The organism is Vogesella sp. XCS3, assembly GCF_020616155.1.
In the GTDB taxonomy this organism is placed as follows: Bacteria; Pseudomonadota; Gammaproteobacteria; order Burkholderiales; family Chromobacteriaceae; genus Vogesella.
Genome location: NZ_CP085530.1, coordinates 1,278,624 through 1,305,606, shown reverse-complemented (window position 1 = coordinate 1,305,606; position 26,983 = coordinate 1,278,624). Strand labels below are relative to the sequence as shown.

The 26,983-nt window shown below is 59.3% G+C and carries 15 protein-coding genes, 3 tRNA genes and 3 rRNA genes; 8 read left to right on the top strand and 13 right to left on the bottom strand.

From position 1 onward, the window contains the following. Nucleotides 1-24: 24 nt before the first annotated feature. The 11 genes from LCH97_RS06135 to LCH97_RS06085 form a co-directional block, all read right to left on the bottom strand. A complete protein-coding gene (locus LCH97_RS06135) occupies nucleotides 25-2,793 on the bottom strand; it encodes a CHAT domain-containing protein (protein ID WP_255619296.1) in 2,769 nt (922 codons plus the stop codon). Nucleotides 2,794-2,906: 113 nt separating this feature from the next. Then, on the bottom strand, nucleotides 2,907-3,365 hold the full coding sequence (locus tag LCH97_RS06130; RefSeq protein WP_026107946.1) for a hypothetical protein: 459 nt from the start codon (nucleotides 3,363-3,365) through the stop codon (nucleotides 2,907-2,909). 11 nt (nucleotides 3,366-3,376) lie between these two features. Continuing rightward, nucleotides 3,377-4,885: a caspase family protein gene (locus LCH97_RS06125; protein ID WP_227304081.1), complete on the bottom strand. Its 1,509-nt coding sequence runs from the start codon at nucleotides 4,883-4,885 to the stop codon at nucleotides 3,377-3,379. Between the two features lie 14 nt (nucleotides 4,886-4,899). Next, nucleotides 4,900-5,583: an OmpA family protein gene (locus LCH97_RS06120; protein ID WP_227304079.1), complete on the bottom strand. Its 684-nt coding sequence runs from the start codon at nucleotides 5,581-5,583 to the stop codon at nucleotides 4,900-4,902. A 127-nt stretch (nucleotides 5,584-5,710) separates the two neighbouring features. Then, on the bottom strand, nucleotides 5,711-6,061 hold the full coding sequence (locus tag LCH97_RS06115) for a DMT family protein (protein WP_017508910.1): 351 nt from the start codon (nucleotides 6,059-6,061) through the stop codon (nucleotides 5,711-5,713). Between the two features lie 213 nt (nucleotides 6,062-6,274). After that, nucleotides 6,275-9,709, bottom strand: a complete 3,435-nt coding sequence (dnaE, locus tag LCH97_RS06110) for a DNA polymerase III subunit alpha (RefSeq protein WP_227304077.1) — start codon at nucleotides 9,707-9,709, stop codon at nucleotides 6,275-6,277. A gap of 113 nt (nucleotides 9,710-9,822) precedes the next feature. Then, nucleotides 9,823-10,065: a PhaM family polyhydroxyalkanoate granule multifunctional regulatory protein gene (locus tag LCH97_RS06105; protein ID WP_017508908.1), complete on the bottom strand. Its 243-nt coding sequence runs from the start codon at nucleotides 10,063-10,065 to the stop codon at nucleotides 9,823-9,825. A 125-nt stretch (nucleotides 10,066-10,190) separates the two neighbouring features. Beyond that, complete coding sequence (locus LCH97_RS06100; RefSeq protein WP_227304075.1) at nucleotides 10,191-12,467, bottom strand: NADP-dependent malic enzyme; 2,277 nt, start codon at nucleotides 12,465-12,467, stop codon at nucleotides 10,191-10,193. A gap of 138 nt (nucleotides 12,468-12,605) precedes the next feature. After that, on the bottom strand, nucleotides 12,606-13,889 hold the full coding sequence (locus tag LCH97_RS06095; RefSeq protein WP_227304073.1) for a TRAP transporter large permease: 1,284 nt from the start codon (nucleotides 13,887-13,889) through the stop codon (nucleotides 12,606-12,608). Continuing rightward, nucleotides 13,886-14,497, bottom strand: a complete 612-nt coding sequence (locus LCH97_RS06090; protein WP_227304071.1) for a TRAP transporter small permease — start codon at nucleotides 14,495-14,497, stop codon at nucleotides 13,886-13,888. The genes LCH97_RS06095 and LCH97_RS06090 overlap by 4 nt, the downstream gene beginning before the upstream one ends. Before the next feature lie 63 nt (nucleotides 14,498-14,560). Next, on the bottom strand, nucleotides 14,561-15,559 hold the full coding sequence (locus LCH97_RS06085; protein ID WP_227304069.1) for a TRAP transporter substrate-binding protein: 999 nt from the start codon (nucleotides 15,557-15,559) through the stop codon (nucleotides 14,561-14,563). A 192-nt stretch (nucleotides 15,560-15,751) separates the two neighbouring features. Between LCH97_RS06085 and LCH97_RS06080 the strand changes: the two genes are divergently transcribed. Beyond that, nucleotides 15,752-18,040: a PAS domain-containing sensor histidine kinase gene (locus LCH97_RS06080; RefSeq protein WP_227304067.1), complete on the top strand. Its 2,289-nt coding sequence runs from the start codon at nucleotides 15,752-15,754 to the stop codon at nucleotides 18,038-18,040. 42 nt (nucleotides 18,041-18,082) lie between these two features. On the opposite strand, the gene nadB is transcribed toward LCH97_RS06080, so the two are convergent. Beyond that, nucleotides 18,083-19,666, bottom strand: a complete 1,584-nt coding sequence (gene nadB / locus LCH97_RS06075) for an L-aspartate oxidase (protein WP_227304065.1) — start codon at nucleotides 19,664-19,666, stop codon at nucleotides 18,083-18,085. A 372-nt stretch (nucleotides 19,667-20,038) separates the two neighbouring features. Here nadB and LCH97_RS06070 point away from each other — a divergent pair. From LCH97_RS06070 to LCH97_RS06045, 6 genes are all read left to right on the top strand, one after another. Continuing rightward, nucleotides 20,039-21,574 (top strand): 16S ribosomal RNA (locus LCH97_RS06070). 89 nt (nucleotides 21,575-21,663) lie between these two features. Then, a tRNA-Ile gene (locus LCH97_RS06065) sits at nucleotides 21,664-21,740 on the top strand. A gap of 86 nt (nucleotides 21,741-21,826) precedes the next feature. Further along, nucleotides 21,827-21,902, top strand: a tRNA-Ala gene (locus LCH97_RS06060). Between the two features lie 240 nt (nucleotides 21,903-22,142). Continuing rightward, nucleotides 22,143-25,033 (top strand): 23S ribosomal RNA (locus LCH97_RS06055). A 104-nt stretch (nucleotides 25,034-25,137) separates the two neighbouring features. Further along, nucleotides 25,138-25,250, top strand: a 5S ribosomal RNA gene (gene rrf, locus LCH97_RS06050). Together the 16S, 23S and 5S rRNA genes with 3 tRNA genes alongside form the textbook arrangement of a ribosomal RNA operon. A 290-nt stretch (nucleotides 25,251-25,540) precedes the next feature. Then, a tRNA-Thr gene (locus tag LCH97_RS06045) sits at nucleotides 25,541-25,616 on the top strand. A gap of 65 nt (nucleotides 25,617-25,681) precedes the next feature. On the opposite strand, the gene fabI is transcribed toward LCH97_RS06045, so the two are convergent. Further along, the gene (gene fabI, locus LCH97_RS06040; protein WP_227304063.1) at nucleotides 25,682-26,470 is read right to left on the bottom strand and encodes an enoyl-ACP reductase FabI; all 789 of its coding nucleotides are present in this window, start codon (nucleotides 26,468-26,470) and stop codon (nucleotides 25,682-25,684) included. Between the two features lie 173 nt (nucleotides 26,471-26,643). Here fabI and trxA point away from each other — a divergent pair, with 173 nt between their 5' ends. Then, nucleotides 26,644-26,970: a thioredoxin TrxA gene (trxA, locus tag LCH97_RS06035; RefSeq protein WP_227304061.1), complete on the top strand. Its 327-nt coding sequence runs from the start codon at nucleotides 26,644-26,646 to the stop codon at nucleotides 26,968-26,970. Nucleotides 26,971-26,983 lie beyond the last annotated feature (13 nt).

The window sequence follows — 26,983 nt, the reverse complement described above, 5'->3', positions numbered from 1 at the left end:
CAGCGCTATGCCTGAATATGAGTATTAGTCGCCCACGTAGACGAAGGGTGCCCAGAAAAACGGGTGTGCGCGGCTCAGGGCAATACCTTGCTGCTGCCATTGGCTGCGGCGCAGGGTGTCCCGTGCCGCCTCGATGGCGCGTGCGCTGTCATCGCCCTGGCGTAGCCGGTCGAAGGTGGCCACCATCAGCTCTTGCGTGGCCTGGCTTTCCACCGCCCAGTGGCTAACCAGCATGCCGCGCGCGCCCGCATACATGAAGGCACGGGCCAGGCCGGCGAAGCCCTCGCCGCTGCTGGCTGCTTGTTGCTCGCCTGCCGTGTTGCATGCCGACAGCACTACCAGCTGCGCCGATAGCTTTAGCTGCTCGGCGACTTCGGCGACGGTGAGCAGACCGTCTTCTCCTTGCAGGTCGCCACTTAAGGCCAGTAGCAAGGCCGGCTGTGGGCGCTGCGAAGCGGCGGCCTCGCTACCATCTAGCGCCGTCTTGATGGCGGCAAACTCGCCCCCCAGCAAGCCGTGGGTGGCAAAGTGCAGGTAGCGCGTGCCACTCAGATCCAGCTGCTTGAGGGTATGTTCCTGCGCAGCCTGTTCGAGGTAGATGCGGTTATTGCCACCCAGCAGCGCCGCAATGCTGCGTGCCTCCTGTGCCGTCTCGGGCAGGCGCGGAATCTCGATGCGCTGGTGTACCTTGCGGTAACTGCGCGATAGCAGGGTGTCCAGCCAGCCATTGGCCGGTGCCTGGCCCAGGTCGAACTGCGGGTCGGCAAAGGTCACCAGGCTGGTGTTGTAAGCGGGGGCGGCCGGCTGGTACAGGCGCTTGGATACCAGGGTGGACAGGCTGGGCAGGTAGGCAAAGTGGTAGCGTGCCTGCAGGTAAGACAGGGTGCCGTACTCCCCCAGCAAGGGCCCTTGCGCGCGGGCAGCGGCAAACGCCTGGCGGTCGGGCTCGTCCCAGCGGCTGACCAGCATTTCCAGCGGCAAGGTGTGCAAGGGGCCATCGCCTACCACCAGTACACGGCCACCCTGTGGCAAGGCGCCCTCCAGTGGCTGGATCAGCTGGCGGTAGGCTTGGTGCAGCAGGGCAGGGTCCAGCGTGCGTAAGGCCGCCATGCTGTCGCCACCGGCTTCTTCGGGCTGGCGGATGGCTGTGACCATCTGGCCCAGTGCCTCGCGGCCCAGTGGCAGGCTGAATAGCCGGAATTGTTTTTTGCTGACAACAAAGGCCAGGGTACGGTCTGGCAGTACCGCGTAGCTCAGCAGGGCTTCACCATCGCGCAGTACTTGTTGTTGCAGCTGGCCGACCGTCACGCTGCGTGGCTGCGACAGGTCCATGATGCGCGGGTAGCGTGCCCAGAGCTGCTGCTGGATGTTGTCCAGCTCGGCTAGCGCGGCCGGCATGGCTTGCCAGCTTTCGCGGCGTGTTGGGGCCAGGTTGGCCGCAGACGGCGCAGCGCCGGTTTCCTCGTCGTCGTCGGCCTCGTCCAGGCCGCCGCTATTGGCCAGTTGCAGCCGCAGCGCCTGCACGCGGGCCTGGGCTTTGGCTTGTTGCTGCAGCAGCGCCTGGTAGCCGGGTTCTGTCGACAGCCGGCTGGCATCGGCCTGGCGCATCAGCTCGCTGAACAGGCGGCTCTGGGTGCGGGAGACGACTTCCAGCATCTGCCGGTCGTAGCCTTTGTCTGGCTGGGCCGCATGCAGCTTGCCCAGCAAGTTCAGTGTCAGGGTGTAAAACGGTGCATACCGCTGGATGAAGCCTTCGCGCAGCCCATCGTCCATGCCACGGGTCTGCACGAACAGCTTGTCGATGGCGTTCAGCCCCTTGTTGGCCGCTTCCAGTGCCTGTGTCTGGCGGCCGCTATTCATCAGCAGCAATACCAGCTGGCGGCTGTCTGCGATAAAAGGCCCCAGGCTACCCAGGCGTTCGTGTTGCTGCATGGCTTGCCGTAACAGGGCTTCTGCCCGTTCGATCTGCCCGGCACTTTGCAGTGCGCTGGCCAGGTCGCTGGCGGCGCTGGCAGCAATGGGGTTGGTGGTGCCGAAGTGCTGTACCGCCAGCTGGTAGGCGTCCTGCAGCAAGGGTAACGCCGCTTGCGGCTTGTCCTGGCGCAGCAGGATGTCGGCCAGCGCGCCCTGGCTGGCGATGACATCGCCTGGGCGCATGGGCAGGGCTGCCTGATTGGCCGCCAGTGTCTGCGACAGCACTTGGCGCGCTTCTTCCAGCCGCCCAAGGCCGCGCAGGCAGAGGCCGCGCTGGAATTGGGTCTCGCGCCTAGCGCGGCTGACCCAGGCTTCGCCTGAGCGGTTGTCTCCGGCGTCGATGGGGGCGGCAATAACCGGGTACGCGGCGGCACGGTCCAGAATGGCTAGCGCCTGCTCCGGCTTGCCCAGCTGGCGCAGTACCTTGGCTTGTACATTCCACAGGTCCAGCATGCCGACGCGGTCCGGTGCCAGCTGCTGCATGCGGTTAAGCGCATCGTCTATCAGCCGCATGGCTTCGCCGTAACGGTTTTGCCGTACCAGCAGGCTGATAAGGTTTTGCTGGGCGTGTACTACCGGGCGCGAGATACGGCCATGCGCCTTTTCTACCAGCGGCAGCGCCTGGCGTGTTGCCAGCTCGGCCTCCACCAGCTTGCCCTGGCGCGTCAGCACCGAGCCCAGGTTGCGATAGGCATTGCCGATAGCGCGGGGGCGGCCGGTTTCCTGGCTCAGGCGCAAGCGTTCACGCGCGATGGTCTCGGCCTGGTCATAGTCCTCGGCCAACAGCGCGCGGTTAAAAGCCTCACCCAGTGCCATCATGGCACCGCCCTGGCCTGGCGCCCGGCTCTGCGCCCACAGCGGGGTGCTGCATGCTGCCAGCAATGCTAAGCCAAGCAGGCGATGCGGCCAACTACGGTAGAAAGCAGCCTGCATCAGGGTTTGCGCTTCAGCAGAACGCGGTCGATCACCGCACGGCCATCGTTGTCCTTGTGGTAGAAAATCGTGGCGTTGTACTGGCGGGCCTGGGCATTCATCATTGCTTCCCTGGCTTCGGCCACCATGTTGTACACCATGGGTAGCAGGGCAAACAGGCTGCGCTGGGCCAGGCGCGGCGGTTCGGCGGTTTCTTGCAAGGCCAGCGAGCCACTTTCGCCGATGATGCTCATCCAGCGGTCCAGCCGCGGCGAAAACTGGGTGAGCGTCATGGTGCCGGGCACCATGATTTCCAGCTGCGCTGGCTTGCGCGACAGTTCGTCGTACAGCTGGCCATCAAACAGCCGGGAGTCAAAAAATGTCATCTGGCGGGCTTCTGCTACCGGTTCTGTGGCCAGCTGGGCCTGTGCCAGGCTGCTGCACAGTAGCAGGCTTAACGCAATCAGTCGTGCTTTCATGGTGCTGTCTTTCAAGGTTGCTCGCGGATGGTCAGCAGGGCAGAGGCAAAGCTGTCATTGCACTGGCGGCCAAGCTGCAGATTGCGTAGCGGGCTAGCTGTGGCCTGGCATTGCGCGCTGGCGCTACCTAGCGCCTGCTGCAGCACGGAGCGGCCTTCGCCATCCAGCAGGGTGTGGACGAACGGCCCGGCGGCTTCGCCTTTCAGCTGCGCCAGATCACGCGGCGTGTCGCTCAGTATCACCAGCAAAGTATTTTCGCCGGCCGGCCCGCCAGCCGTGATGCGCCAGCTGGCGCGCGGCAGGTCGATGCGCTGGCCGGCCTGTACCCGGTTGTCGCCATCCAGCTGGTTGGGGTACAGCAGGTACAGGCTTTCACCATCGGAACCCGCCAGTGCCAGATACAGGTAACCGTCACGGTCGGGGGTAAGGTGCAACTGCAGCGCGTCCTTGCCTATGGTTAGCGCCGGTTTGTCCGGCATCACCACCAACTGGCGGCGGCCATCGCGCTGGGCGTGGATTTCGGCCAGCAGGGCGGCAGGCGGCAGCGGTTTACTTGCCACCGGTGTGGGGGCAAGCGGCGTGGTAAAGGCGGCCTTGATCCACGCGGGCACAAACTGGCTGTTGCCGCCCAGCGTCATGTGCTGGCCAAGTATGCCCGAGGCATTGGCCAGATTCTGGTCTAGCCGGGTTTGCGCGCAGCGGGTGATTTCATCAACGGTAATGGCGCCGCTGCCATCCAGGTCTTGTGCCGCGCCCAGCAGGCAGTCACGCCATGCCGTGGTGGCCAGGCCGCCTTCCTTGCTATTGTCGAACGATACTTCGTCGGGCCGGCTGGCCGCGATGTGTACTACGTTTTGTGCGCTATTGCCCTGCTGCTGCAACGCGGTGCTGAGCGAACGGGTGCGGAAGTTGCTGGGCTGGAAACAGGCGTCGGTATTGCCCTTGGTGACAACCTTGGGCGTCAGGTTGGCCGCACCCAGTTTCAGCGAGCGCGTCAGAAACGGTTTGCCCGCCACGCCGCCGGAAAAACAGGCATCGTAAAACACCATCATTTTGTCGGCTTTGGCGGCAATCGGCGACAGCAGCTGGCTGATCATCTTGTTACTCAAGACCTGGCCGTCGCTGGCCACCAGGCCTTCGGTGCATACGCCTTCCGCGGCGTCCGGCTCGTGCCAGCGTGTACCGTGGCCGGAGTAGTAAACAAACACGCGATCCCCAGCCACCAGGCGTTGATCCAGCGCCTTGATTTGGCTGGTGATTTCCGCCACGGTGGCGGCACCGTCCCGCACGAAGTGCATGTTTTCCGGGGGAATGCCCATGCTTTGTGCCATGCGACGGGCGCTTTCCATATCGTACTGCACACCGCCCAGCGAGCTGACCGCCGGGTTGCTGTATTGCCCGATGCCGATGATGAGTGCATGGCGGCTACCCTGGCTGGCAGGCAGCGTTTGGGCGAGGGTAGGCAGCGCCGGGATGGCGAGTGCACATACCGCTGTAAGCGTGGAAAGGCGGAGTTTCATGGCAGGCTCCTGTTTTACGGTGCCAGGTTGACGATGCGGACGCGACGATTTTCGGCCGCATACGGTTGCGATGGCAGCGCCAGCTGGCTGGCACCCAGGCCGATACTGCTCAGGCGCTCGCCCGCCACCCCCAGTGTCATCAGGACACGGCGTACTTCATCGGCGCGCGACTGCGACAACTTGCGGTTGTAGGCGGCCTGGCCCTTGGCGTCGGTATGCCCTTCAATGCGGAAGCGGTAATCCAGCAGCTCTGGCGACTGCAATGCGCGGGAAAGCTGCTGCAATGTCTGGTAGCTGACCTGGCTGACGCTGGCAGAGTTGTACTCGAACTGAATCGCCAGCGACACGCTGGGGGCTGCGGGAGCTGCCTCGACAGCCGGGTTGGCCGCAGGGGTGGCTGCCACAGGGGCGGGTGCCGGCAGCGCAGCACTATCTGGCTGGGCAGGCGTGGCAGGGGCGGCGGCTTGCGGGGTGGCAGCGGTTACGCCGGGTGCCACGCTTGGGGCGGCAGGTGATGCCAATACGGCAGGCGCAGCAGCGGGTGCCGCTGGTGCTGCCTGGATGTTGAGGTTACGCAATCCGCGTGTGGTGGCGGGTTTGAGCTGACGGATCAGGGCGTCGGCATCTGGCGGCGTTTGGGCTTCAGCCAGCGGGGCGGCCAGCAACGTAGCCAGTAGCAGGCACAATGTCGTTTTCATGGGTGGCGGGGTTTGTATAGAAGTGCTTTATGTTAGCAGAGTCGCTTTTGGCAACTGGCCGATTTTGTATAAGCGGGGCTTGGTACAGCGGCATAGGGCATAGATGCCGGCTTGGTCGCAACAGACGCTAGCCGCGAAACATGAAATACACCGCCCCCACCAGGCATGCCCCTGCCCAAACGTAGTCCCACTTGAACGGCTGGTTCATGTAGAAGATGGCGAAGGGGATGAATACCGACAGGCTGATGACTTCCTGGATGATTTTCAGCTGCGACAAGGTAAACGTGCCGTAGCCAATGCGGTTGGCAGGCACCTGCAGCAAGTATTCGAACAGGGCAATGCCCCAGCTGGCCAAAGCCGCCACATACCATGCCTTGTGGCTGGCGTCTTTCAGGTGGGCGTACCAGGCAAAAGTCATGAAGACATTGGACAGTACCAGCAGCACAGGGGTGGCCAGGTAAGGTGAGAGCAGGTTCATGATGAGCGTCGTGTCGGGTCAAGGAGAAACGGCCCCGCAGGGGCGCTGGGATTGATGACAAAGCCTGTTTGCAACGCAAACAGGCTTTGTCTTGTAAACAGGAAAGCTGCGGATGCAAAGGCTTATGTGGAGCGGCCCGGCTTTGCCGGGCCCGGTCAAACCTTGGTCGGTACTTTGTCAGCAGCCTGAGCGGCCCCGCAGGGCCGCTGTGGGTTACCACAGTATCTTCACGCTGTTGTCGCCCAGCCAGTCTTCCAGCGTCATCAGCAGCGCGTCGTCCAGGCGTACGCCCCACTGCGGTGGGAGCATCAGGTCACCCTTGGCTTTGCCGGTATGGTAGGTAATGCGTAGTGGGCAGCCGCTGTCTTCGCTGCGGTAGGGGGTGATGATGTTGCGCAGCGTGGCCACGTCGTGGCGCGGGTGCATCTGTACCGACAGGCTGCGCGCGTAGCGGCTGCGCGCCTCGCCCAGCTCGTACAGGTTTTCGGCGATGATGCGCATGCCGCCGCTGAAACGGTCTTCGCTGACCTTGCCTTCCACCACTAGTACCACATCGTCCTTCAGCTTGGTGCGGTTGGCGTCTACCGCCTCGGCAAACAGGCTTACTTCTACCTTGGCCGTGCCATCGTCCAGCTGGATGAAGGCCATCTTGCCGCGGTTGCCCACCTTGGTGCGGATGCCGGTGACAAAGCCGGCCAGCAGCTGCGGCTCGCGCCGTGGTGCCAGCTTGGCCAGCGGGGTGCGGATAAAGCCGCGCACTTCTTTCTCGTAGGCCGAGAACGGGTGGCCGGACAGGTAGAAACCGATGGCGATTTTTTCTTCGGCCAGCTGGATGGCAGCCGGCCAAGGCTTGCACGCCACCATGTCCACACTGGGGGCACTGTCGTCGTCGAACATGTCAAACAGGCCGCCCTGGTTGGCGTTGGCCGCTTGCTGCTCGGCGGCGGTCATCGCCAGGGCCACATTGCTGAACAGCAGGGCGCGGCTGGGCTCGATGCTGTCGAAGGCGCCGGCGCGGATCAGCGCCTCGATCACGCGTTTGTTGACGATTTTCTTGTCGGTGCGGTGGCAGAAGTCGAACAGGCTGGTAAACGGGCCACCCGACTCGCGCACTTGCACGATGTGCTCCACTGCCGACTCGCCGGTGCCCTTGATGGCACCCAGCGCGTAGCGGATGTGTTTACGGTCTACCGGCACAAAGCGGTAGAAGCTGTGGTTCACGTCTGGTGGCAAAAAGCGCAGGCCGTTCTTGTTGTCGGTGGCGTCGTCGTAGAACACCTTCAGCTGATCGGTGTTGTCCAGTTCGGTGGACATGGTGGCGGCCATGTAGGCGGCCGCGTGGTGCGCTTTGAGCCAGGCGGTATGGTAGGCCACCAGGGCGTAGGCGGCGGCGTGCGATTTGTTGAAACCGTAGCCGGCGAATTTTTCCATGTAGTCGAAGATTTCGTCAGCCTTGGCTTTTTCGATGCCCTGTTTGGCCGCGCCTTCTACGAACATGGCGCGCTGCGCCACCATCTCCTCGACTTTTTTCTTACCCATGGCGCGACGCAGCAAGTCGGCGCCGCCCAGGCTGTAGCCGCCGCACACCTGCGCCGCCTGCATCACCTGCTCCTGGTACACCATAATGCCGTAGGTGGGCGCCAGTACCGGCTCCAGCAGCGGGTGCAGGTACTCGAATTTGGCACCGTGCATACGCTGGATAAAGTCGGGGATCAGGTCCATCGGGCCGGGGCGGTATAGCGCCACGAAGGCGATAATCTCTTCGAACTTGCTGGGCTTGGCTTCTACCAGCATCTTCTTCATGCCGGTGGATTCAAACTGGAACACGCCGGTGGTGTTGGCGTTGGCAAACACCTTGTACGCCAGCGCATCGTCCAGCGGCAGCTTGGCCACGTCCACGTCTTCGCCGCTCAGGTCCTTGATGTACTTTTGCGCCAGCTCGATGATGGTGAGGTTGCGCAGGCCCAGAAAGTCGAACTTCACCAGGCCGATCTGTTCTACGTCGTCCTTGTCGTACATCGACACCGGTGCGGCACCGTCGCCACTGGCGATGTACAGCGGGCAGAAGTCGGTGAGCTTGCCGGGGGCAATCAGCACGCCGCCGGCGTGCATGCCGATGCCGCGCGTGAGGTCTTCCAGCTTCATGGCCAGCTCGATCAGCTCGCCGGCGCCTTCGCTTTCGATGGTTTCACCAATCTGCGCCTCGGCGGCCATGGCTTTTTCCAGGCTCAGCGGCTTGTTGGCCTCCAGCGGAATCAGCTTGGACAGCTTGTCGCACAGGCCGAAAGGCAGGTCGAGCACGCGGCCAACGTCACGGATCACCGATTTGGACGACATGGTGCCGAAGGTGGCGATCTGGCTCACGGCTTCTTCGCCGTATTTGCGGCGGGTGTATTCGATGACGCGCCAGCGGTTTTCCTGGCAGAAGTCCACGTCGAAGTCGGGCATCGATACCCGTTCCGGGTTCAGGAAGCGCTCGAACAGCAGGGCGTACTTCAGCGGGTCCAGGTCGGTAATGCTGAGGCTGTACGCCACCAGCGAGCCGGCACCGGAACCCCGGCCCGGGCCCACCGGGCAGCCGTTGGCTTTACCCCACTGGATAAAGTCGGCCACGATCAGGAAGTAGCCGGGGAAGCCCATCTGGATGATGGTGTCGCACTCGAACTTCAGCCGCGCGTCGTATTCCGGCCGGCGTGCTTCGCGTATGGCCGGGTCCGGGTACAGCTGCCCCAGGCGCATGTCCAGCCCGCGTTTGGCTTCGTATACCAGAAAGTCGTTCAGCGTCATGCCGTCCGGCGTGGGGAAGTCCGGCAGGTAGTTTTTGCCCAGCACCACGTTGATATTGCAGCGGCGGGCAATCTGCACCGTGTTTTCCAGCGCTTCGGGGATGTCGGCGAAGCGTTCCAGCATCTGCTCGGTACTAAGGAAGTACTGGCATTCGCTGAAGCTGCGCGGGCGGCGTTTATCGCCCAGCGTGTAGCCTTCGGCAATGCACACCCGTGCTTCGTGCGCCTTGAAGTCGTCCGGGTCCATGAACTGGATAGGGTGCGTCGCCACCACCGGCAGGCCGGTTTCGCCCGCCAGCCACAGCGTGGACTGCAGGATGTTTTCTACCTGGGCGTTATCAGTGCGCTGCAGTTCCAGATAAAACGCGCCGGGGAATAGCTGGGCCCAGTATTCGGCACGGCTGCGCGCCTCGTCGGGGTTGCCGTTGGCAAACGCCACACCCACGTCGCCCAGGTGTGCGCCGGACAAGCACAGCAGGTTGCTGTTGTCGCCTTCTTCCAGCCAGACGCGCTTGATTTCGGCACGCCCACGGTACTGGTTATGGGTAAAGGCGCGGGTCAGCAGCTCGCACAGGCGGCGGTAGCCCTCGCGGTTTTTTGCGGTGAGCATCAGCCGGAATGGCTTGTCGCGGTCCTCGCCGTTTTCCAGCCAGATGTCGCAGGACACAATGGGCTTGATGCCCTTGCCACGGCAGGCCTTGTAAAACTTGACCATGCCGAAGATGTTCATCAGGTCGGACATGCCCAGCGCCGGCATGCCATCCTTGACGGCGCGCTTGATGGCGTCGTCCAGGCGGACAATGCCGTCGGTAATGGAAAACTCCGAATGGAGGCGAAGATGGACAAAGCGGGGTGCGTTCATGGCGGGCATTTTACCGGTGCGGCGCGCGCTGTCCAAATGAAACATGGTTGGCCGCAGCGGCTGCGGCCAACCATGGCAGGGTGGGGCGGCCAATCATGGCCGGGCGGGTCGGCTTACTCTTTCGGGCGCAGCGCGGCGATGGCGGCTTTCTGCATTTCCAGGGTCTTGATTTGCATGGACAACATGCCGAGGTTCATGGTGAGCCAGGTTTCCACCACTTTGAGCTCGGCGATCTTGCGCTCGACTTCTTCCACGCTCATCGGCGGCAGAAAGGGCTGGGCACCCGGCGGCGTGGCGGACTGCATCATCTGGCGGAACAGGGCAAACGGGTCGGCGGGGTTGAATTCGGCACTCATGCTGGCTCCTGGTTCGGGTTGTTGTGGCTGTATCTTAGTGCAGAACGGGTGGGCGTACATGCCGCCGGCAATAAAAAACGGGCACCCGCAGGTGCCCGTTGTCATGCTGCCGTTGGCAGAGCAGGTCAGTTGCTGTTTTGTGCGTCCACGGCGGCCAGGGCCACCATGTTCACGATACGGCGTACCGACGAGATCTGGGTCAGGATGTGTACCGGCTTGGCCATACCCATCAGGATAGGGCCGATGGTCACGCCGTCAGAGGCAGAAACACGCAGCAGGTTGTAGCTGATGTTGGCTGCTTCCACGTTTGGCATGACCAGCAGGTTGGCCGCGCCTTTCAGCGTGCTGTCCGGCATGGCTTGCTGGCGGATGGCTTCTACCAGCGCGGCGTCGCCTTGCATCTCGCCGTCGATTTCCAGTGTCGGGTGAGCGGCCTGGATCAGCTCCAGCGCGTCGCGCATCTTGCTGGCGCCTTCGGTGTTCCAGGTGCCGAAGCTGGAGTTGGAGAGCAGGGCTACTTTCGGTGCGATACCGAAGCGGCTTACCGCACGGGCAGCCATTTCGGTAATGGCGGCCAGTTGCGGTGCGTCCGGGCTCTCGTTCACGTAGGTATCGGTGATGAAGATGTTGCCGGTAGGCAGGATCAGCGCGTTCATGGCGCCGGCCACTTTATCTTCACGGGCGTAGCCGATCACGTCGCGCACGATGTCCAGATGCTGGCGGTAAGTACCGTAGGTACCGCAGATCAGCGCGTCGGCTTCACCGCGGCGTACCATCAGCGCGCCGATCAGGGTGGTGTTGCCGATCACGCGGCGACGAGCCTGCTCCTGCGAAACGCCTTTGCGCTTCATCAGGTTGTAGTATTCCTTCCAGTAGTCGCCAAAGCGCGGGTCGGACTCGTTGTTCACCAGGTCGAAGTCTTTGCCGGCTTCCAGCTTCAGGCCCAGTTTTTCGATACGCTTGGCAATCACGGCAGGGCGGCCGATCAGGATAGGCTTGGCCAGGCCTTGCGATACGATTTCCTGGGTGGCGTGCAGTACGCGCTCGTCTTCACCTTCGGCCAGTACCACGCGCTTGGCTTCTTTCTTGGCCTGGGCGAATACCGGTTTCATGAACAGGTTGGTCTTGTACACGAACTGGGCCAGCTGGTCCACGTAGGCGTCGAAGTCCTTGATCGGGCGGGTAGCCACGCCGGAATCCATGGCGGCTTTGGCCACGGCCGGGGCGATTTTCACGATCAGGCGCGGGTCGAACGGCTTCGGAATCACGTATTCCGGGCCGAAGGACAGTTCCTGGTCGCCGTAGGCCGACGCTACTACGTCGTTCTGCTCGGCCATAGCCAGGTCGGCGATGGCGCGCACGCAAGCCAGCTTCATTTCTTCGTTGATGGTGGTAGCGCCCACGTCCAGCGCACCACGGAAGATAAACGGGAAGCACAGCACGTTGTTGACCTGGTTCGGGAAATCCGAACGGCCGGTGCCGATGATGGCGTCCGGGCGAACTTCTTTTACCAGCGGGGGCAGGATTTCCGGTTCCGGGTTGGCCATGGCCAGAATCACCGGGTAGGCGGCCATGGATTTCACCATGTCCTGGCTCACCAGTTTCGGGCCGGACAGACCCATGAAGATGTCGGCGCCTACCATGGCGTCGGCCAGCTTGCGTTGGCCGTTATCCGGGATGGCGAAGCGTTTTTTCGATTCGTCCATCTTGTCGTCGCGGTCCTGGTAAATCACACCTTTGGAGTCGCAAACGGTAACGTTTTCGCGCTTCACGCCCAGTGCTACCAGCAGCTCCAGGCAGGCGATGGCAGCCGCGCCGGCGCCGGAGGCCACCACGCGTACATTGCCGATTTCCTTGTTTACCAGGCGCAGCGAGTTCAGTACCGCAGCGGCGGCCACGATGGCGGTGCCGTGCTGGTCGTCGTGGAACACCGGAATGTTCATGCGCTCACGGCACTTCTTCTCGATGTAGAAGCACTCGGGGGCCTTGATGTCTTCCAGGTTGATGCCGCCGAAGGTCGGCTCCATCGCGCAGATGATGTCTACCAGCTTGTCCGGGTCGTTCTCGTCCAGCTCGATGTCGAATACGTCAACACCGGCAAACTTCTTGAACAGTACGCCCTTGCCTTCCATCACCGGCTTGCCGGCCAGTGGGCCGATATTGCCCAGGCCCAGTACGGCGGTACCGTTGGTGACCACGGCAACCAGGTTGCCACGGGCGGTGTATTTGTAGGCATTCAGCGGATCTTCCACGATAGCGTCGCAAGGTGCGGCTACGCCCGGGGAGTAGGCAAGTGCCAGGTCGCGCTGGGTGGCCAGCGGTTTGGTTGGGGCGACCTGGATCTTGCCCGGCTGCGGGAACTGGTGGAAATCGAGTGCGGCTAAGCGCAGTTGCTCGTCCATTCTGTTGGCTCCTGATTGTTATTCAGAGGGTGTGGAGAGGTCGGCCATTATAGGGCCAACCCTTGCTTATGGGTACGCGTGTCTGACAAAAAACGCGACGGAAGGGTTCCGTCGCGTCTTGTCGCCAGCTGGCGCGGCTTACATCATGCCTAGTGTTTTAGGCAGCCACAGCGAGATAGCCGGTACGTAGGTCACCAGACCCAGGAAAACCAGCATGGTGAGCAGCCACGGCCATACCGCGATGGTGAGTTCGGTAATGCCCATCTTGGTGATGCCGGATGCCACGTAGAGGTTCAGGCCGACTGGCGGGTGGCACATGCCCACTTCCATGTTCACCACGATCAGAATGCCGAAGTGCACCGGATCGATGCCCAAGGCTACGGCTACCGGGAACAGGATAGGGGCAAAGATCAGTACGATGGACGACGGCTCCATCACGTTACCTGCCAGCAGCAGAATCACGTTCACGGCCAACAGGAAGGCAATCGGGCCCAGGCCGGCGTCAATCAGCGAGCTGGCCATGGCCTGCGGAATACCTTCGCTGGTCATCAGGAACGAGAACAGCACGGCGTTGGTGATGATGTACAGCAGCATGGCAGACATACTGGCCGAGTCCAGCAGCACCTTGGGTACTTGCTTCAGCGTCAGGTCTTTATAGATGAACACGGCCACGATGAAGGCGTACACGGCAGACATGGCGGCAGCTTCGGTCGGGGTGAAGATGCCGGTGTAGATACCACCGATTACCACTACGATCAGCAATAGGCCCCAGATCGACTCGCGCAGTGCTTTCAGGCGCTGCTGCATGCTGGCTTTGGCCAGGCGTGGGTAGCCGAATTTACGGGCACGGTACCAGGTGGTCAAACCCAGGAAACCGGCCAGCATCAGGCCTGGAATCACGCCGGCCATGAACAGCTGGCCCACCGAGGTGTTGGTCGCTACCGAGTACATTACCATCACGATGGACGGCGGAATTAGGATGCCCAGTGCGCCCGAGGTGGTGATCACGCCTGCGCCGAAGCTATTGGGGAAGCCTTGCTTCACCATGGCGGGCAGCAGGATGGAGCCGATGGCCACCACGGTGGCCGGGCTGGAGCCCGATACCGCAGCAAACAGCGCGCAGGCCAGAACGCCAGCCAGACCTAGGCCGCCGTGCCAGTGGCCCACCATGGACGAGGCAAAGTTGATCATCCGCTTTGCCACCCCGCCGTGGGTCAGGAAGTTACCGGCCAGGATGAAGAACGGAATCGCCATGATTTCGAACTTCTCGATGCCGGTGAACAGCTTCAGTGCCACGGCTTCGATAGGCACTTCTGTCATGGTGAACAGGAAAGTCAGTACCGTCAGGCCCAGCGAAATGGAGATCGGCATGCCGGTCAGCATCAGTACGATCAGCAGGCCAAAAATGATGAGTGCGCTCATTTTTTGTCGCCTCCGTTTTTCAGATCATGCGGGTGCAGGTTGTCGTCCATGGCAAACCAGTTGCTGTCGTCTGCCACGTCTTCCATGCCTTCCACGTGGCTGTGGTCATGCTTGGGCAGCTCGCCGGTTTTCAGGAAGTTCACCATCACCTGCAAGAAGCGGAAGCTCATCAGGTAAGAGCCCAGCGGTACCGCCAGATAGACGATCCACATCGGCATTTCCAGGTCGGCCGAGGTCTGGTCGGTGTGGGCGATTTCCCAGACAAAGGTTGCACCCAGGGTGCCGACAATGCCGGTAAACAGGGCGCCAGCCAGCAGGCCGATGACGATGAACTTGCTGCGGTTCTTGTCCGACAGCTTGTTGATCAGTACGTCTACGCCCACGTGGATGCCGGTACGCACGCCATAGGCGGCACCGAATTTGGCCATCCATACAAACAGGTAGATAGTGAGTTCTTGTGCCCAGCTGGTGTGGATGTGTGCCAGATAGGGTTGAAGTGACTCGATGCCGCTACCGTAGCGGTGCACCACTGCAAAAAACGTGATCAGTGTTGCTACCGCCATCAGGGTTGCGATCAGCCACTCCTCGAGATGGTCGAGGAATTTCATGTCTTGACTCCGGTGGGAGGTTGGCCGCAGGGCTGCGGCCAACCTGGTGCGCTCAGAAAAGGCTTAGTTCGGGGTGTAGCCGGTCTGTTTGTAGATCAGCTGTACCAGGCCTTCGCCGATACGGTCGTCCATCTTGGTGTGAACCGGTACCAGTGCCTTTTTGAATGCATCGCGCTCTGCAGCGGTAGGGATGTAGATCTGGGTTTTGCCACTGGCCTTGATCTTGGCCAGATCATCGTCGTTTTCCTGCTTGGCGATCTTGTTGGCGTAGTTGGTAGCGTCTTTCATCGCGCCATCCAGAATGGTGCGTACGTCAGCCGGCAGGCCATCCCAGAATTTCTTGTTCACGATGACGGCGTAGCCCAGATAGCCGTGGTTGGTGACGGTGGCGTACTTTTGAACTTCGTGCATTTTCTGGGTCAGCATGTTGGATGGCGGGTTTTCGGTGCCATCTACCACGCCGGTTTGCAGCGCTTGGTAGGTTTCCGAGAAGGCCATCACTTGCGGCAGGGCGCCCAGGGAGCGTATTTCTTCTTCCAGCACCTTGGAAGACTGGATGCGCATCTTCAGGCCTTTGAAGTCAGCCGGGGATTTCAGCGGCTTGTTGGCGGAGAAAATCTTGAAACCGTTGTCCCAGTAAGCCAGGCCCTTGATGCCTTTGCTTTCCAGTTTGCTCAGCAGCTGCATACCGATCGGGCCTTGCGTTACTCGGTGCAGTTCGTCGTAGTTGTCAAAGATGTACGGCAGATCGAAGACTTCGAACTCTTTGGCACCCAGCGGGCCGAATTTGGCCAAGCTAGGCGCCAGCATTTGTACGGCGCCCAGTTGCAGGGCTTCCAGTTCTTCCTTGTCCTTGTACAGCTGGCTGTTCGGGAAAACTTGTACCTGAACGCGGCCTTTGGTGCGCTCTTCAGCCAGTTTCTTGAAGTATTCCGCCGCTTTGCCTTTTGGTGTGTCTTGGGCAACTACGTGGCTGAACTTGATCACGAAGTCGGCGGCGTTGGCGGCACCGGCTACGCCGAATGCCAGGCTGGCGATCAGGGCTGCGTATTTCAGTTTCATTTGTATACTCTCCAGTGTTTTGTTTGTGTTGCTTAGGCCCCGTTTGTTGGGTGGGGCTCATCGCAAACTGAACACTAGAATCAAAGCACTACTTTAGCCATTGGGGAATTCAGCATTGGGGATTTCCCTAATACCGATGGCGTGACGCTACCGGCACCTTGGCGCCCCGCGGCCAACCTTGATGACAACTTTATGATCCTGAGCGAACACCCTCCCAACGCTACACCCCGACGTTTGTGGGTGGCGGCGTCGCTTATTCTTATCGGCTTGCTCATGGCGCTGGGTGGCTTGTTCTGGGTGGTTTACAAGGACTGGCGGGACGAGCAGCGCGATGGCCTGATTCAGGAGCTGCTGTGGCTGGACCAAAGCCTGCGTTTGCATCTGGAGAATCACCAGCAGAGCGTGGAGGCCATGCAGCTGGATATGCCTCTGACGCGTACCCAGTCGCGCCGTTTTTTTGCCGCTGCCGCATTGTTGCAGCGCGAGAGCAAGGAAATCGAGGCGGTGCAGTGGGTTGGCCCGCGCGGGGCGGTGTTGCTGGATGCGCAAAAGCGTACCGGTTTGCAGCTGGGTGGGGACGCTTATGACGCCTTGTGGCGCGCCGAGCGCCTGGGCCGCTCGGCGTATAGCCCGCCGTATCTGGGGCCGGACGGCAAGTACCGCTTTGACCTGGCGGTGCCGGTGTTTGAATCCGGGCGCTACCTGGGTGGTTTGCGCTTGGTGTACCGCATGGATCTGCTACTGCAGTACCAGGTGCCTTGGTGGCTGGCCACCAAGTACCACATCAGCCTGGTGGATCTGGGCGGCAAGGCGCTGGCCAGCAAGTTTGACCAGGCCTCTCCGGTGGGGACGCTATCGCACGAGCTGAGCTTTGATCCGCCTGGCTACGGTGTCAGCCTGCGCGCCATTACTTATCGTGCCGGCGTGGGCTTCTCCTTGCCGGTGCTTAGCCTGCTGATTGGCCTGCTGGTGGTGGCTTTGTTATTCGCCCTGTGGCGCATACGCGGCCAGGTGCGGGTGCGGGCGCGGGCCGAGCGTGCACTGCAGCACGAAATGTCTTTGCGTCGCTCGGTAGAAGACAGTATGAAAAGCGGCCTCATCGCCTTTGCCGGCAATGGCCAGATACTGCGGGTAAACCGTGCCATGAGCGAGCTGACCGGCCTGTCTGCCGATGAGCTGGTTGGCCAGCAGCTGCCCTACAGCTTCTGGGCCGAAGAAGATTACCCGCTCTTGATGCAGGCCATGCAGGCCATGCTGGCCGGGCAGCTGCCCGAACACGGCTTTGAATTGCCATTCCGCCACCGCGATGGCGAAAAGGTAGAGGTGCGCTTGTACGCCACGCCGCTGTTGCTGGAAGGCGGGCGGCACGATGGCTGGGTGGCGTCCATGTACGACATTACCGAGCTCAAGAAAAAGCGTGTGGCGCTGGATGAGTCGCATCGGCGCTTTCTGGCGGTGCTCAATGGCCTGGAAAGTGGCCTGTGTGTGATTGATGGCGATACGCGCCAGCTGTTATACGCCAACCCGGCTTTTGCTGCCGGCTGGGCCAGCTTTGCCGTGGATGGCAGCTACTGCCCGCTGATGCCTGGCCTGCTGGGCGATGCGCACGCGACTGCGGCCAACCTGGAATGCTCGCCCGACAGTGGCCGCAGCTGGTTCCAGCTGCAATACCGGCGCATAGACTGGGTGGGGGGTGAGCCTGCGTGGCTGTGCATGTTGCTGGATGTCACCGATGCCCGTGCCCGGGCCGAGCGCGAGCTGGCGCAGGAGGAGCGCTTCCAGACCACCTCGCGCCTGATTGCCATGGGCGAGATGGCCTCGTCGCTGGCGCACGAGCTAAACCAGCCGCTTACCGCCATTTCCACCTACGCCGCGGGCCTGGCACGCAAGCTGCCTGCCGAGCAGGCGCAGGCGCGCGGGGTGGGGGAGGCGGTGCAAGCCATTGCCGACCAGGCGCGCCGTGCCGGTCAAATCGTGAACAGCATTCGGGCATTTGTGAAAAAGCATGCGCCCCAGCTAGAACTCAGCGACCCGGATCTGGCAGTAAGGCGGGTGCTGGCGCTGGCGCAGCCCATGGCCGACAAGCATGGCGTGCGGCTGGTGCTGGAGCCGGCGCGCGGCAGCTTGCGCGTGGAAATGGACCCGGTGCTGATCGAGCAGGTGCTATTGAACCTGATCAAGAATGCCATCGAGGCCATGCGCGAAGCGGGCAGCGTGCGGCCAACCATTCATTTGCGCAGTGCGACCGGCAAGCAATTCTGGCGAGTGGAGGTGAGTGATAACGGGCCGGGCTTGCAGGACGGGGTGAAAGAAAACCTCTTTACGCCGTTTTACTCCACCAAAACCGACGGTATGGGTATCGGTCTGAATATCTGCCGCTCGATTGTAGAATTCCATCGTGGCGAGTTTGGTGTGAGTACACCGTTGGCGGGTGGCTGTGTGTTCTGGTTCACGCTGCCGGTATTTGTGCCGCAGGGCTGAATGAAAAGGTTGGCCGCAGGCTGCGGCCAACCTGTGCTTGGCTTACTTTTGCGGCGTCAGGATGGTGTCGCTGCTTTGCGGCAGCGTTTCTGGGTAGTCGCGGCTAAAGTGCAAGCCACGGCTTTCCTTGCGTGCCAGCGCAGAGCGCACGATCAGCTCGGCGGTTTGCACCAGGTTGCGCAGCTCAACCAGGTCGTTGGTAATGTGGAAGTTGCTGTAATACTCGTCAATTTCCTCATTCAGCAGCTTGATGCGGTTCAGTGCGCGTTCCAGGCGCTTGTTGGTGCGCACAATGCCCACGTAATCCCACATCGCACGGCGCAGCTCGTCCCAGTTGTGCGAGATCACTACTTCCTCGTCGGTATCGGTGACGCGGCTATCGTCCCAGTCCGGAATGGCGGGCTGTTTCACCGGTGCCGCCGCATTGATATCGGCGGCGGCGGCTTTGCCGATTACCATGCATTCCAGCAGCGAGTTGCTGGCCAGACGGTTGGCGCCGTGCAGGCCGGTGCAGGCTACTTCGCCTACAGCGTACAAGCCTTCTACATCAGTGCGCCCCTTCAGGTCGGTAATCAGGCCGCCGCAGGTATAGTGCGCCGCCGGCACCACCGGGATGGGCTGCTGGGTAATGTCGATGCCCAGCTCCAGGCAGTGGGCGTAAATATTGGGGAAGTGCTCCTGGATGAAACTGGCTGGCTTGTAGGAGATGTCCAGGTACACGCAGTCCAGCCCGTGCTTTTTCATCTCGAAGTCAATCGCCCGGGCTACCACGTCGCGCGGCGCCAGCTCGGCGCGTTCGTCATGGTGTGGCATGAAGCGGGTGCCATCGGGCAGGCGCAGGATGCCGCCTTCGCCACGCACGGCTTCGGAAATCAGGAATGACTTGCTGTGCGGGTGGTACAGGCAGGTGGGGTGGAACTGGATGAATTCCATATTGCCCACGCGGCAGCCAGCGCGCCAGCCCATGGCAATGCCGTCGCCAGTGGCGGTGTCCGGGTTGGTGGTATACAGGTAAACCTTGCCCGCACCGCCGGAAGCCAGAATGGTATGGTTGGCCGCAATGGTCACTACCTGGTCTGCCAGCTTGTCCAGCGCATAGACGCCGTGGCAGCGCTTGCCTTCCAGCCCCAGCTTGCTGCTGGTGATCAAATCAACGGCAATGAAATCTTCCAGTACCGTAATTTGCGGGTGGGCTTTGATCTTCTGTCCCAGCGTGCTGGTGACGGCTGCGCCGGTGGCGTCTGCAGCGTGAATGATGCGGCGGTGGCTATGGCCGCCTTCGCGTGTCAGGTGAAAGCCGGTCTGGTGGCTGTCATCGCGCGTAAACGGTACGCCCAGGTCGACCAGCCAGTCGATCGCCTCTTTCGAGTTCTCTACGATAAAGCGCGTTGTCTCCTCATTGCACAGCCCCGCGCCGGCAATCAGGGTGTCGCTTATATGCTGTTCTACCGAGTCTCCTGTATCCAGTACGGCAGCAATGCCACCTTGCGCATAGCTGGAGCTACCTTCCAGTAAGTCGCGTTTGGTAATCAGGCCTACCTTGCGGGTTTCAGCCAAATGCAGCGCCAGCGTCATGCCGGCCAGGCCGCTGCCAATAATCAGCACATCAAACTTGAGAGTGGTCATTACCTTGGGTTGCGATCGTCGCATACAGTCGATAAACAAGGCCTAAAGGGTAGCAGAGCCCGGCCTTACTGTCTTTTACTGAAAGTTGGCCGCCCGCGGCCAACTTTTTTGCTTTTTGTGGCCGTTGTAAATCAACACTTTAAGCAAATACTTGCAGTTTATTGCGGGGTAAGTGTTGACGCCCTTTGGCTGTCTGGGTATAGTTCGCCTCCTCAGCTGACGACGCAAACGAAACAAGCAGTCAGCACCGCTCTTTAACAGACCAAATAACCGATAGGTGTAAGTGTCTGGCTAAGCCAAATACTTGCACTGCAAAGATTTAGAGAAACGATGTTTCTTTGAACTTGCGTGCCAAAAAAATTGCTTGAGATTGAACTGAAGAGTTTGATCCTGGCTCAGATTGAACGCTGGCGGCATGCTTTACACATGCAAGTCGAACGGTAACAGGGAGCTTGCTCCGCTGACGAGTGGCGAACGGGTGAGTAATGCGTCGGAACGTGCCGAGTAGTGGGGGATAACGCAGCGAAAGTTGTGCTAATACCGCATACGTACTGAGGTAGAAAGTGGGGGACCTTCGGGCCTCACGCTATTCGAGCGGCCGACGTCTGATTAGCTAGTAGGTGAGGTAAAGGCTCACCTAGGCGACGATCAGTAGCGGGTCTGAGAGGATGATCCGCCACACTGGGACTGAGACACGGCCCAGACTCCTACGGGAGGCAGCAGTGGGGAATTTTGGACAATGGGCGAAAGCCTGATCCAGCCATGCCGCGTGTCTGAAGAAGGCCTTCGGGTTGTAAAGGACTTTTGTCGGGGAGGAAATCCCCAGCGCTAATACCGCTGGGGGATGACAGTACCTGAAGAATAAGCACCGGCTAACTACGTGCCAGCAGCCGCGGTAATACGTAGGGTGCAAGCGTTAATCGGAATTACTGGGCGTAAAGCGTGCGCAGGCGGTTTGATAAGCCAGATGTGAAATCCCCGAGCTCAACTTGGGAACTGCGTTTGGAACTGTCAGACTAGAGTGCGTCAGAGGGGGGTGGAATTCCGCGTGTAGCAGTGAAATGCGTAGAGATGCGGAGGAACACCGATGGCGAAGGCAGCCCCCTGGGATGACACTGACGCTCATGCACGAAAGCGTGGGGAGCAAACAGGATTAGATACCCTGGTAGTCCACGCCCTAAACGATGTCAATTAGCTGTTGGGGGTTAGAATCCCTGGTAGCGTAGCTAACGCGTGAAATTGACCGCCTGGGGAGTACGGCCGCAAGGTTAAAACTCAAAGGAATTGACGGGGGCCCGCACAAGCGGTGGATGATGTGGATTAATTCGATGCAACGCGAAGAACCTTACCTGCTCTTGACATGTACGGAACTTGCCAGAGATGGCTTGGTGCCCGAAAGGGAGCCGTAACACAGGTGCTGCATGGCTGTCGTCAGCTCGTGTCGTGAGATGTTGGGTTAAGTCCCGCAACGAGCGCAACCCTTGTCATTAGTTGCCATCATTAAGTTGGGCACTCTAATGAGACTGCCGGTGACAAACCGGAGGAAGGTGGGGATGACGTCAAGTCCTCATGGCCCTTATGAGCAGGGCTTCACACGTCATACAATGGTCGGTACAGAGGGTTGCCAAACCGCGAGGTGGAGCTAATCTCTTAAAGCCGATCGTAGTCCGGATTGGAGTCTGCAACTCGACTCCATGAAGTCGGAATCGCTAGTAATCGCAGGTCAGCATACTGCGGTGAATACGTTCCCGGGCCTTGTACACACCGCCCGTCACACCATGGGAGTGGAATCCGCCAGAAGTGGGTAGGGTAACCGTAAGGAGCCCGCTTACCACGGTAGGTTTCATGACTGGGGTGAAGTCGTAACAAGGTAGCCGTAGGGGAACCTGCGGCTGGATCACCTCCTTTCTAGAGAAGGCAAGGTCAGGCACTTACAGCCTATCGGTTATTTGAGAGTTGAAAGGGCAAGTTGGCCGCAAGGCTGACAGCACAAACGGGGGTTTGTAGCTCAGCCGGTTAGAGCACTGTGTTGATAACGCAGGGGTCGTAGGTTCGAGTCCTACCAGACCCACCAAGGATAAAGCCGAAAGACAAGGCGCGAGAGAGCGACATGTACAAATGTACATGAGCGATCGAGCAACGATGTATTTCGGGTTTAGAGGGGGATTAGCTCAGTTGGGAGAGCACCTGCTTTGCAAGCAGGGGGTCGTCGGTTCGATCCCGTCATCCTCCACCACCAATGCAAACAAAAAGGCATTCAGCACGCTGAGTGAATTTCTGTTTGCGTTGTAAAACGCCCGATCTTTAACAAACTGAAGAAGCCAATTTACAAGCGGCGAGACAAAACGATAAGTTAATTCTTATGGTGATGAATCGTCGACTTGGGTAGAAAGATTGTATCGACTGTCGTATACGCCTTAGTGTGCGACAAGTCACCAGCGCGAAGCTCATCAGATTAAGGTAACTGAAATGATAGGGTCAAGCGACTAAGTGCATCTGGTGGATGCCTTGGCGATCACAGGCGATGAAGGACGTGCAAGCCTGCGAAAAGCAGTGGGGAGCTGGCAATGGAGCTTTGATCCACTGATGTCCGAATGGGGAAACCCCTCCGCAAGGAGATCCTGCGCTGAATATATAGGCGCATGGAGGCGAACCGGGAGAACTGAAACATCTAAGTACCCCGAGGAAAAGAAATCAACCGAGATTCCGTAAGTAGTGGCGAGCGAACGCGGAAGAGCCTGTATGTGTTATGGATTGAGTTAGTGGAACGCTCTGGAAAGTGCGGCCATAGTGGGTGATAGCCCCGTACACGAAAACCCATTCCAAGAACTAAGCATACGACAAGTAGGGCGGGACACGCGAAATCCTGTCTGAATATGGGGGGACCATCCTCCAAGGCTAAATACTCGTGATCGACCGATAGTGAACCAGTACCGTGAGGGAAAGGCGAAAAGAACCCCGGGAGGGGAGTGAAATAGAACCTGAAACCGGATGCATACAAACAGTGGGAGCCTGGAAACGGGTGACTGCGTACCTTTTGTATAATGGGTCAGCGACTTACATTCAGTGGCAAGCTTAACCGCATAGGGGAGGCGTAGGGAAACCGAGTCCGAATAGGGCGATTCAGTCGCTGGGTGTAGACCCGAAACCGAGTGATCTATCCATGGCCAGGATGAAGGTGCGGTAACACGCACTGGAGGTCCGAACCCACTAGTGTTGCAAAACTAGGGGATGAGCTGTGGATAGGGGTGAAAGGCTAAACAAACTCGGAGATAGCTGGTTCTCCCCGAAAACTATTTAGGTAGTGCCTCATGTATCACTTCCGGGGGTAAAGCACTGTTATGGCTAGGGGGTCATTGCGATTTACCAAACCATGGCAAACTCTGAATACCGGAAAGTGCAAGCATGGGAGACAGACGGTGGGTGCTAACGTCCATCGTCAAGAGGGAAACAACCCAGACCGCCAGCTAAGGTCCCAAATGATCAGTTAAGTGGTAAACGAGGTGGGAAGGCCTAGACAGCCAGGATGTTGGCTTAGAAGCAGCCATCATTTAAAGAAAGCGTAATAGCTCACTGGTCGAGTCGTCCTGCGCGGAAGATGTAACGGGGCTCAAACTGATAACCGAAGCTGCGGATGGGCACATTAATGTGTCCGTGGTAGGGGAGCGTTCTGTAGGTCTGTGAAGGTGGTGGTGTAAACCCTGCTGGAGATATCAGAAGTGCGAATGCTGACATGAGTAGCGATAAAGCGGGTGAAAAGCCCGCTCGCCGAAAGCCCAAGGTTTCCTACGCAACGTTCATCGGCGTAGGGTGAGTCGGCCCCTAAGGCGAGGCTGAAAAGCGTAGTCGATGGGAAACGGGTTAATATTCCCGTACTTTTATGCAGTGCGATGTGGGGACGGAGAAGGTTAGGTTAGCGGCCTGTTGGAATAGGTCGTTTAAGCCGGTAGGCTGGTGCGGTAGGCAAATCCGCTGCACCTTAAGGCCGAGAGGTGATGACGAGGATCTACGGATCTGAAGTAACTGATACCACGCTTCCAGGAAAAGCCACTAAGCTTCAGCTGCATAAGAACCGTACCGCAAACCGACACAGGTGGGCAGGATGAGAATTCTAAGGCGCTTGAGAGAACTCAGGAGAAGGAACTCGGCAAATTGACACCGTAACTTCGGGAGAAGGTGTGCCTCTGTTGGTGTAGGACTTCGCGTCCGAAGCTAGTAGAGGTCGCAGAGAATAGGTGGCTGCGACTGTTTAACAAAAACACAGCTCTGTGCCAACACGAAAGTGGACGTATACGGAGTGACGCCTGCCCGGTGCTGGAAGATTAAATGATGGGGTGCAAGCTCTTGATTGAAGTCCCAGTAAACGGCGGCCGTAACTATAACGGTCCTAAGGTAGCGAAATTCCTTGTCGGGTAAGTTCCGACCCGCACGAATGGCGTAACGATGGCCACACTGTCTCCTCCTGAGACTCAGCGAAGTTGAAATGTTTGTGAAGATGCAATCTACCCGCTGCTAGACGGAAAGACCCCGTGAACCTTTACTGTAGCTTTGCATTGGACTTTGAACAGACTTGTGTAGGATAGGTGGGAGGCTATGAAGCTGGAACGCTAGTTTCAGTGGAGCCGTCCTTGAAATACCACCCTGGTGTGTTTGAGGTTCTAACCTTGGTCCGTGATCCGGATCGGGGACAGTGCATGGTAGGCAGTTTGACTGGGGCGGTCTCCTCCCAAAGTGTAACGGAGGAGTTCGAAGGTTACCTAGGTACGGTCGGAAATCGTGCTGATAGTGCAATGGCAAAAGGTAGCTTAACTGCGAGACCGACAAGTCGAGCAGGTGCGAAAGCAGGACATAGTGATCCGGTGGTTCTGAATGGAAGGGCCATCGCTCAACGGATAAAAGGTACTCCGGGGATAACAGGCTGATTCCGCCCAAGAGTTCACATCGACGGCGGAGTTTGGCACCTCGATGTCGGCTCATCACATCCTGGGGCTGTAGCCGGTCCCAAGGGTATGGCTGTTCGCCATTTAAAGTGGTACGTGAGCTGGGTTCAAAACGTCGTGAGACAGTTTGGTCCCTATCTGCAGTGGGCGTTGGAAGTTTGACGGGGGCTGCTCCTAGTACGAGAGGACCGGAGTGGACGAACCTCTGGTGTACCGGTTGTGACGCCAGTCGCATCGCCGGGTAGCTAAGTTCGGAAGAGATAACCGCTGAAAGCATCTAAGCGGGAAACTTGCCTGAAGATGAGACTTCCCTGGAGGCTTGACCTCCCTGAAGAGTCGTTCGAGACCAGGACGTTGATAGGTCGGGTGTGGAAGCGCTGTGAGGCGTTAAGCTAACCGATACTAATTGCTCGTGAGGCTTGATCCTATCATTTGAGTTGCTTTGTTGATGATGAAGCGCTGGTTGATACAAGAAAATTCTACCGGCTGGAGATTTCCAGCCTGGCTTCTTCAAGTTTGTGACAGTTTATGTCTGGTGGCCATAGCGAGGTGGTCCCACGCCTTCCCATTCCGAACAGGACCGTGAAACGCCTCAGCGCCGATGATAGTGCAGATTCCTGTGTGAAAGTAGGACACCGCCAGACGCCCCATACCGAAGCCCAGCTCACACGAGCTGGGCTTTGTGCTTTGGTGCCGCGAAAACACCGCACGCACTCTGCGGCCAACCTTGGCCGCAGCCTGCCCGACCCAACATAAAGCCCGCAAAAGCGGGCTTTATGTTTCAGTTCGTGAGTCTGCGCCATCAAAGTTACCTGGCCTGGCGGGTGGTTTGCCAGCTTGCGTTATATGCGCTGGCCGCACGCAGACGCGCTATGTGTCGGCCCGTCCCAGGTGGCAAATAGCTTGCGTGGCGCTATAGTAGTGCAGGTGGCTAGCCGGCATAGCTCAGTTGGTAGAGCAGCGCATTCGTAATGCGAAGGTCGGGGGTTCGACTCCTCTTGTCGGCACCACGCTGGCTGTAAAAAAGCCCGATCAAGGATCGGGCTTTTTATTGGGTAACAGCTTTGACAGCAGCTTAAGCCTCGGGGACGTTAAGCGAGTTGATGCTGAAGCCGGCGTCCACGTAGGTGATTTCGCCGGTAATGCCGGAGGAGAGGTCGGATAGCAAGAAGGCAGCCGTGTTGCCTACTTCCTCGGTGGTAACGTTACGACGCAGACAGGATTGGCCGGCTGCCATGTTCAGCAGCTTGCTGAAGCCGGAAATGCCAGCCGCAGCAAGTGTCTTGATGGGGCCTGCGGAGATGCCATTGACGCGGATGCCTTCCTTGCCCAGGCTGGCTGCCATAAAGCGCACAGAAGCTTCCAGGCTGGCTTTGGCCAAGCCCATTACATTGTAGTTCGGTATGGCACGTACGGCCCCCAGGTAGGACAGGGTCAGCAGGGCGGCACGGCGGCCTTGCATCATCGGGCGTGCAGCTTTGGCCAGTGCGGCAAAGCTGTAGGCAGAAACGTCGTGGGCGGTGTGGAATGCTTCACGGCTGAGAGCATCCAGAAAATCGCCTTCCAGAGCTTCGCGCGGTGCATAGGCAATGGCGTGCACCAGGCCATCCAGCCCATCCCAGTCTTTGCCCAGGCTCGTGAAAAGCTGGGTGATTTCTGAGTCGTTCTGCACGTCACAGCGATAAACCAGTGTGCTGCCAAAGTCGGCAGCCATTTCGCGTACACGGTCTTCCAGCTTGTCTACCACGTAGGTGAAGGCGAGCTCGGCACCTTCGCGATGGCAGGCTTGTGCAATGCCGTAGGCAATGGAACGGTTCGAGATCATGCCAGTGATCAGAATCTTTTTGCCTTGCAGGAAACCCATGTTAAATCCTTTTCAATCTAAAGCAGCCCGGCATTATAACGGTCAATCGACCGACCGTCTTGTAAAGGAAAGGCATGGCTGGCTTTGTGCTGTCATTTAGGGTTGATGCAGGGAGGGGGAGTTGTTAACATCGCCTGTAAGCTGATAATCGACACCCAATCGAGAGGAAAACAATGAGCGACCTGATTCTGCACGTGACTGATGATTCGTTTGAACAACAAGTCCTGAATGCTGATGCCCCTGTGCTGGTAGATTACTGGGCTGAATGGTGCGGTCCTTGCAAAATGATTGCCCCTATCCTGGACGATGTGGCAAAAGAATATGAAGGCCGTCTGGTGGTTGCCAAACTGAACATCGATCAGAACGAGGCAACACCACCTAAATTCGGTATCCGTGGTATTCCTACCCTGATGCTGTTCAAAGGCGGTGAAGTGGCAGCTACCAAGGTTGGTGCGTTGTCCAAGACACAGCTGATCGAGTTCCTGAACGCTCACCTGTAATTGATTGACAGCT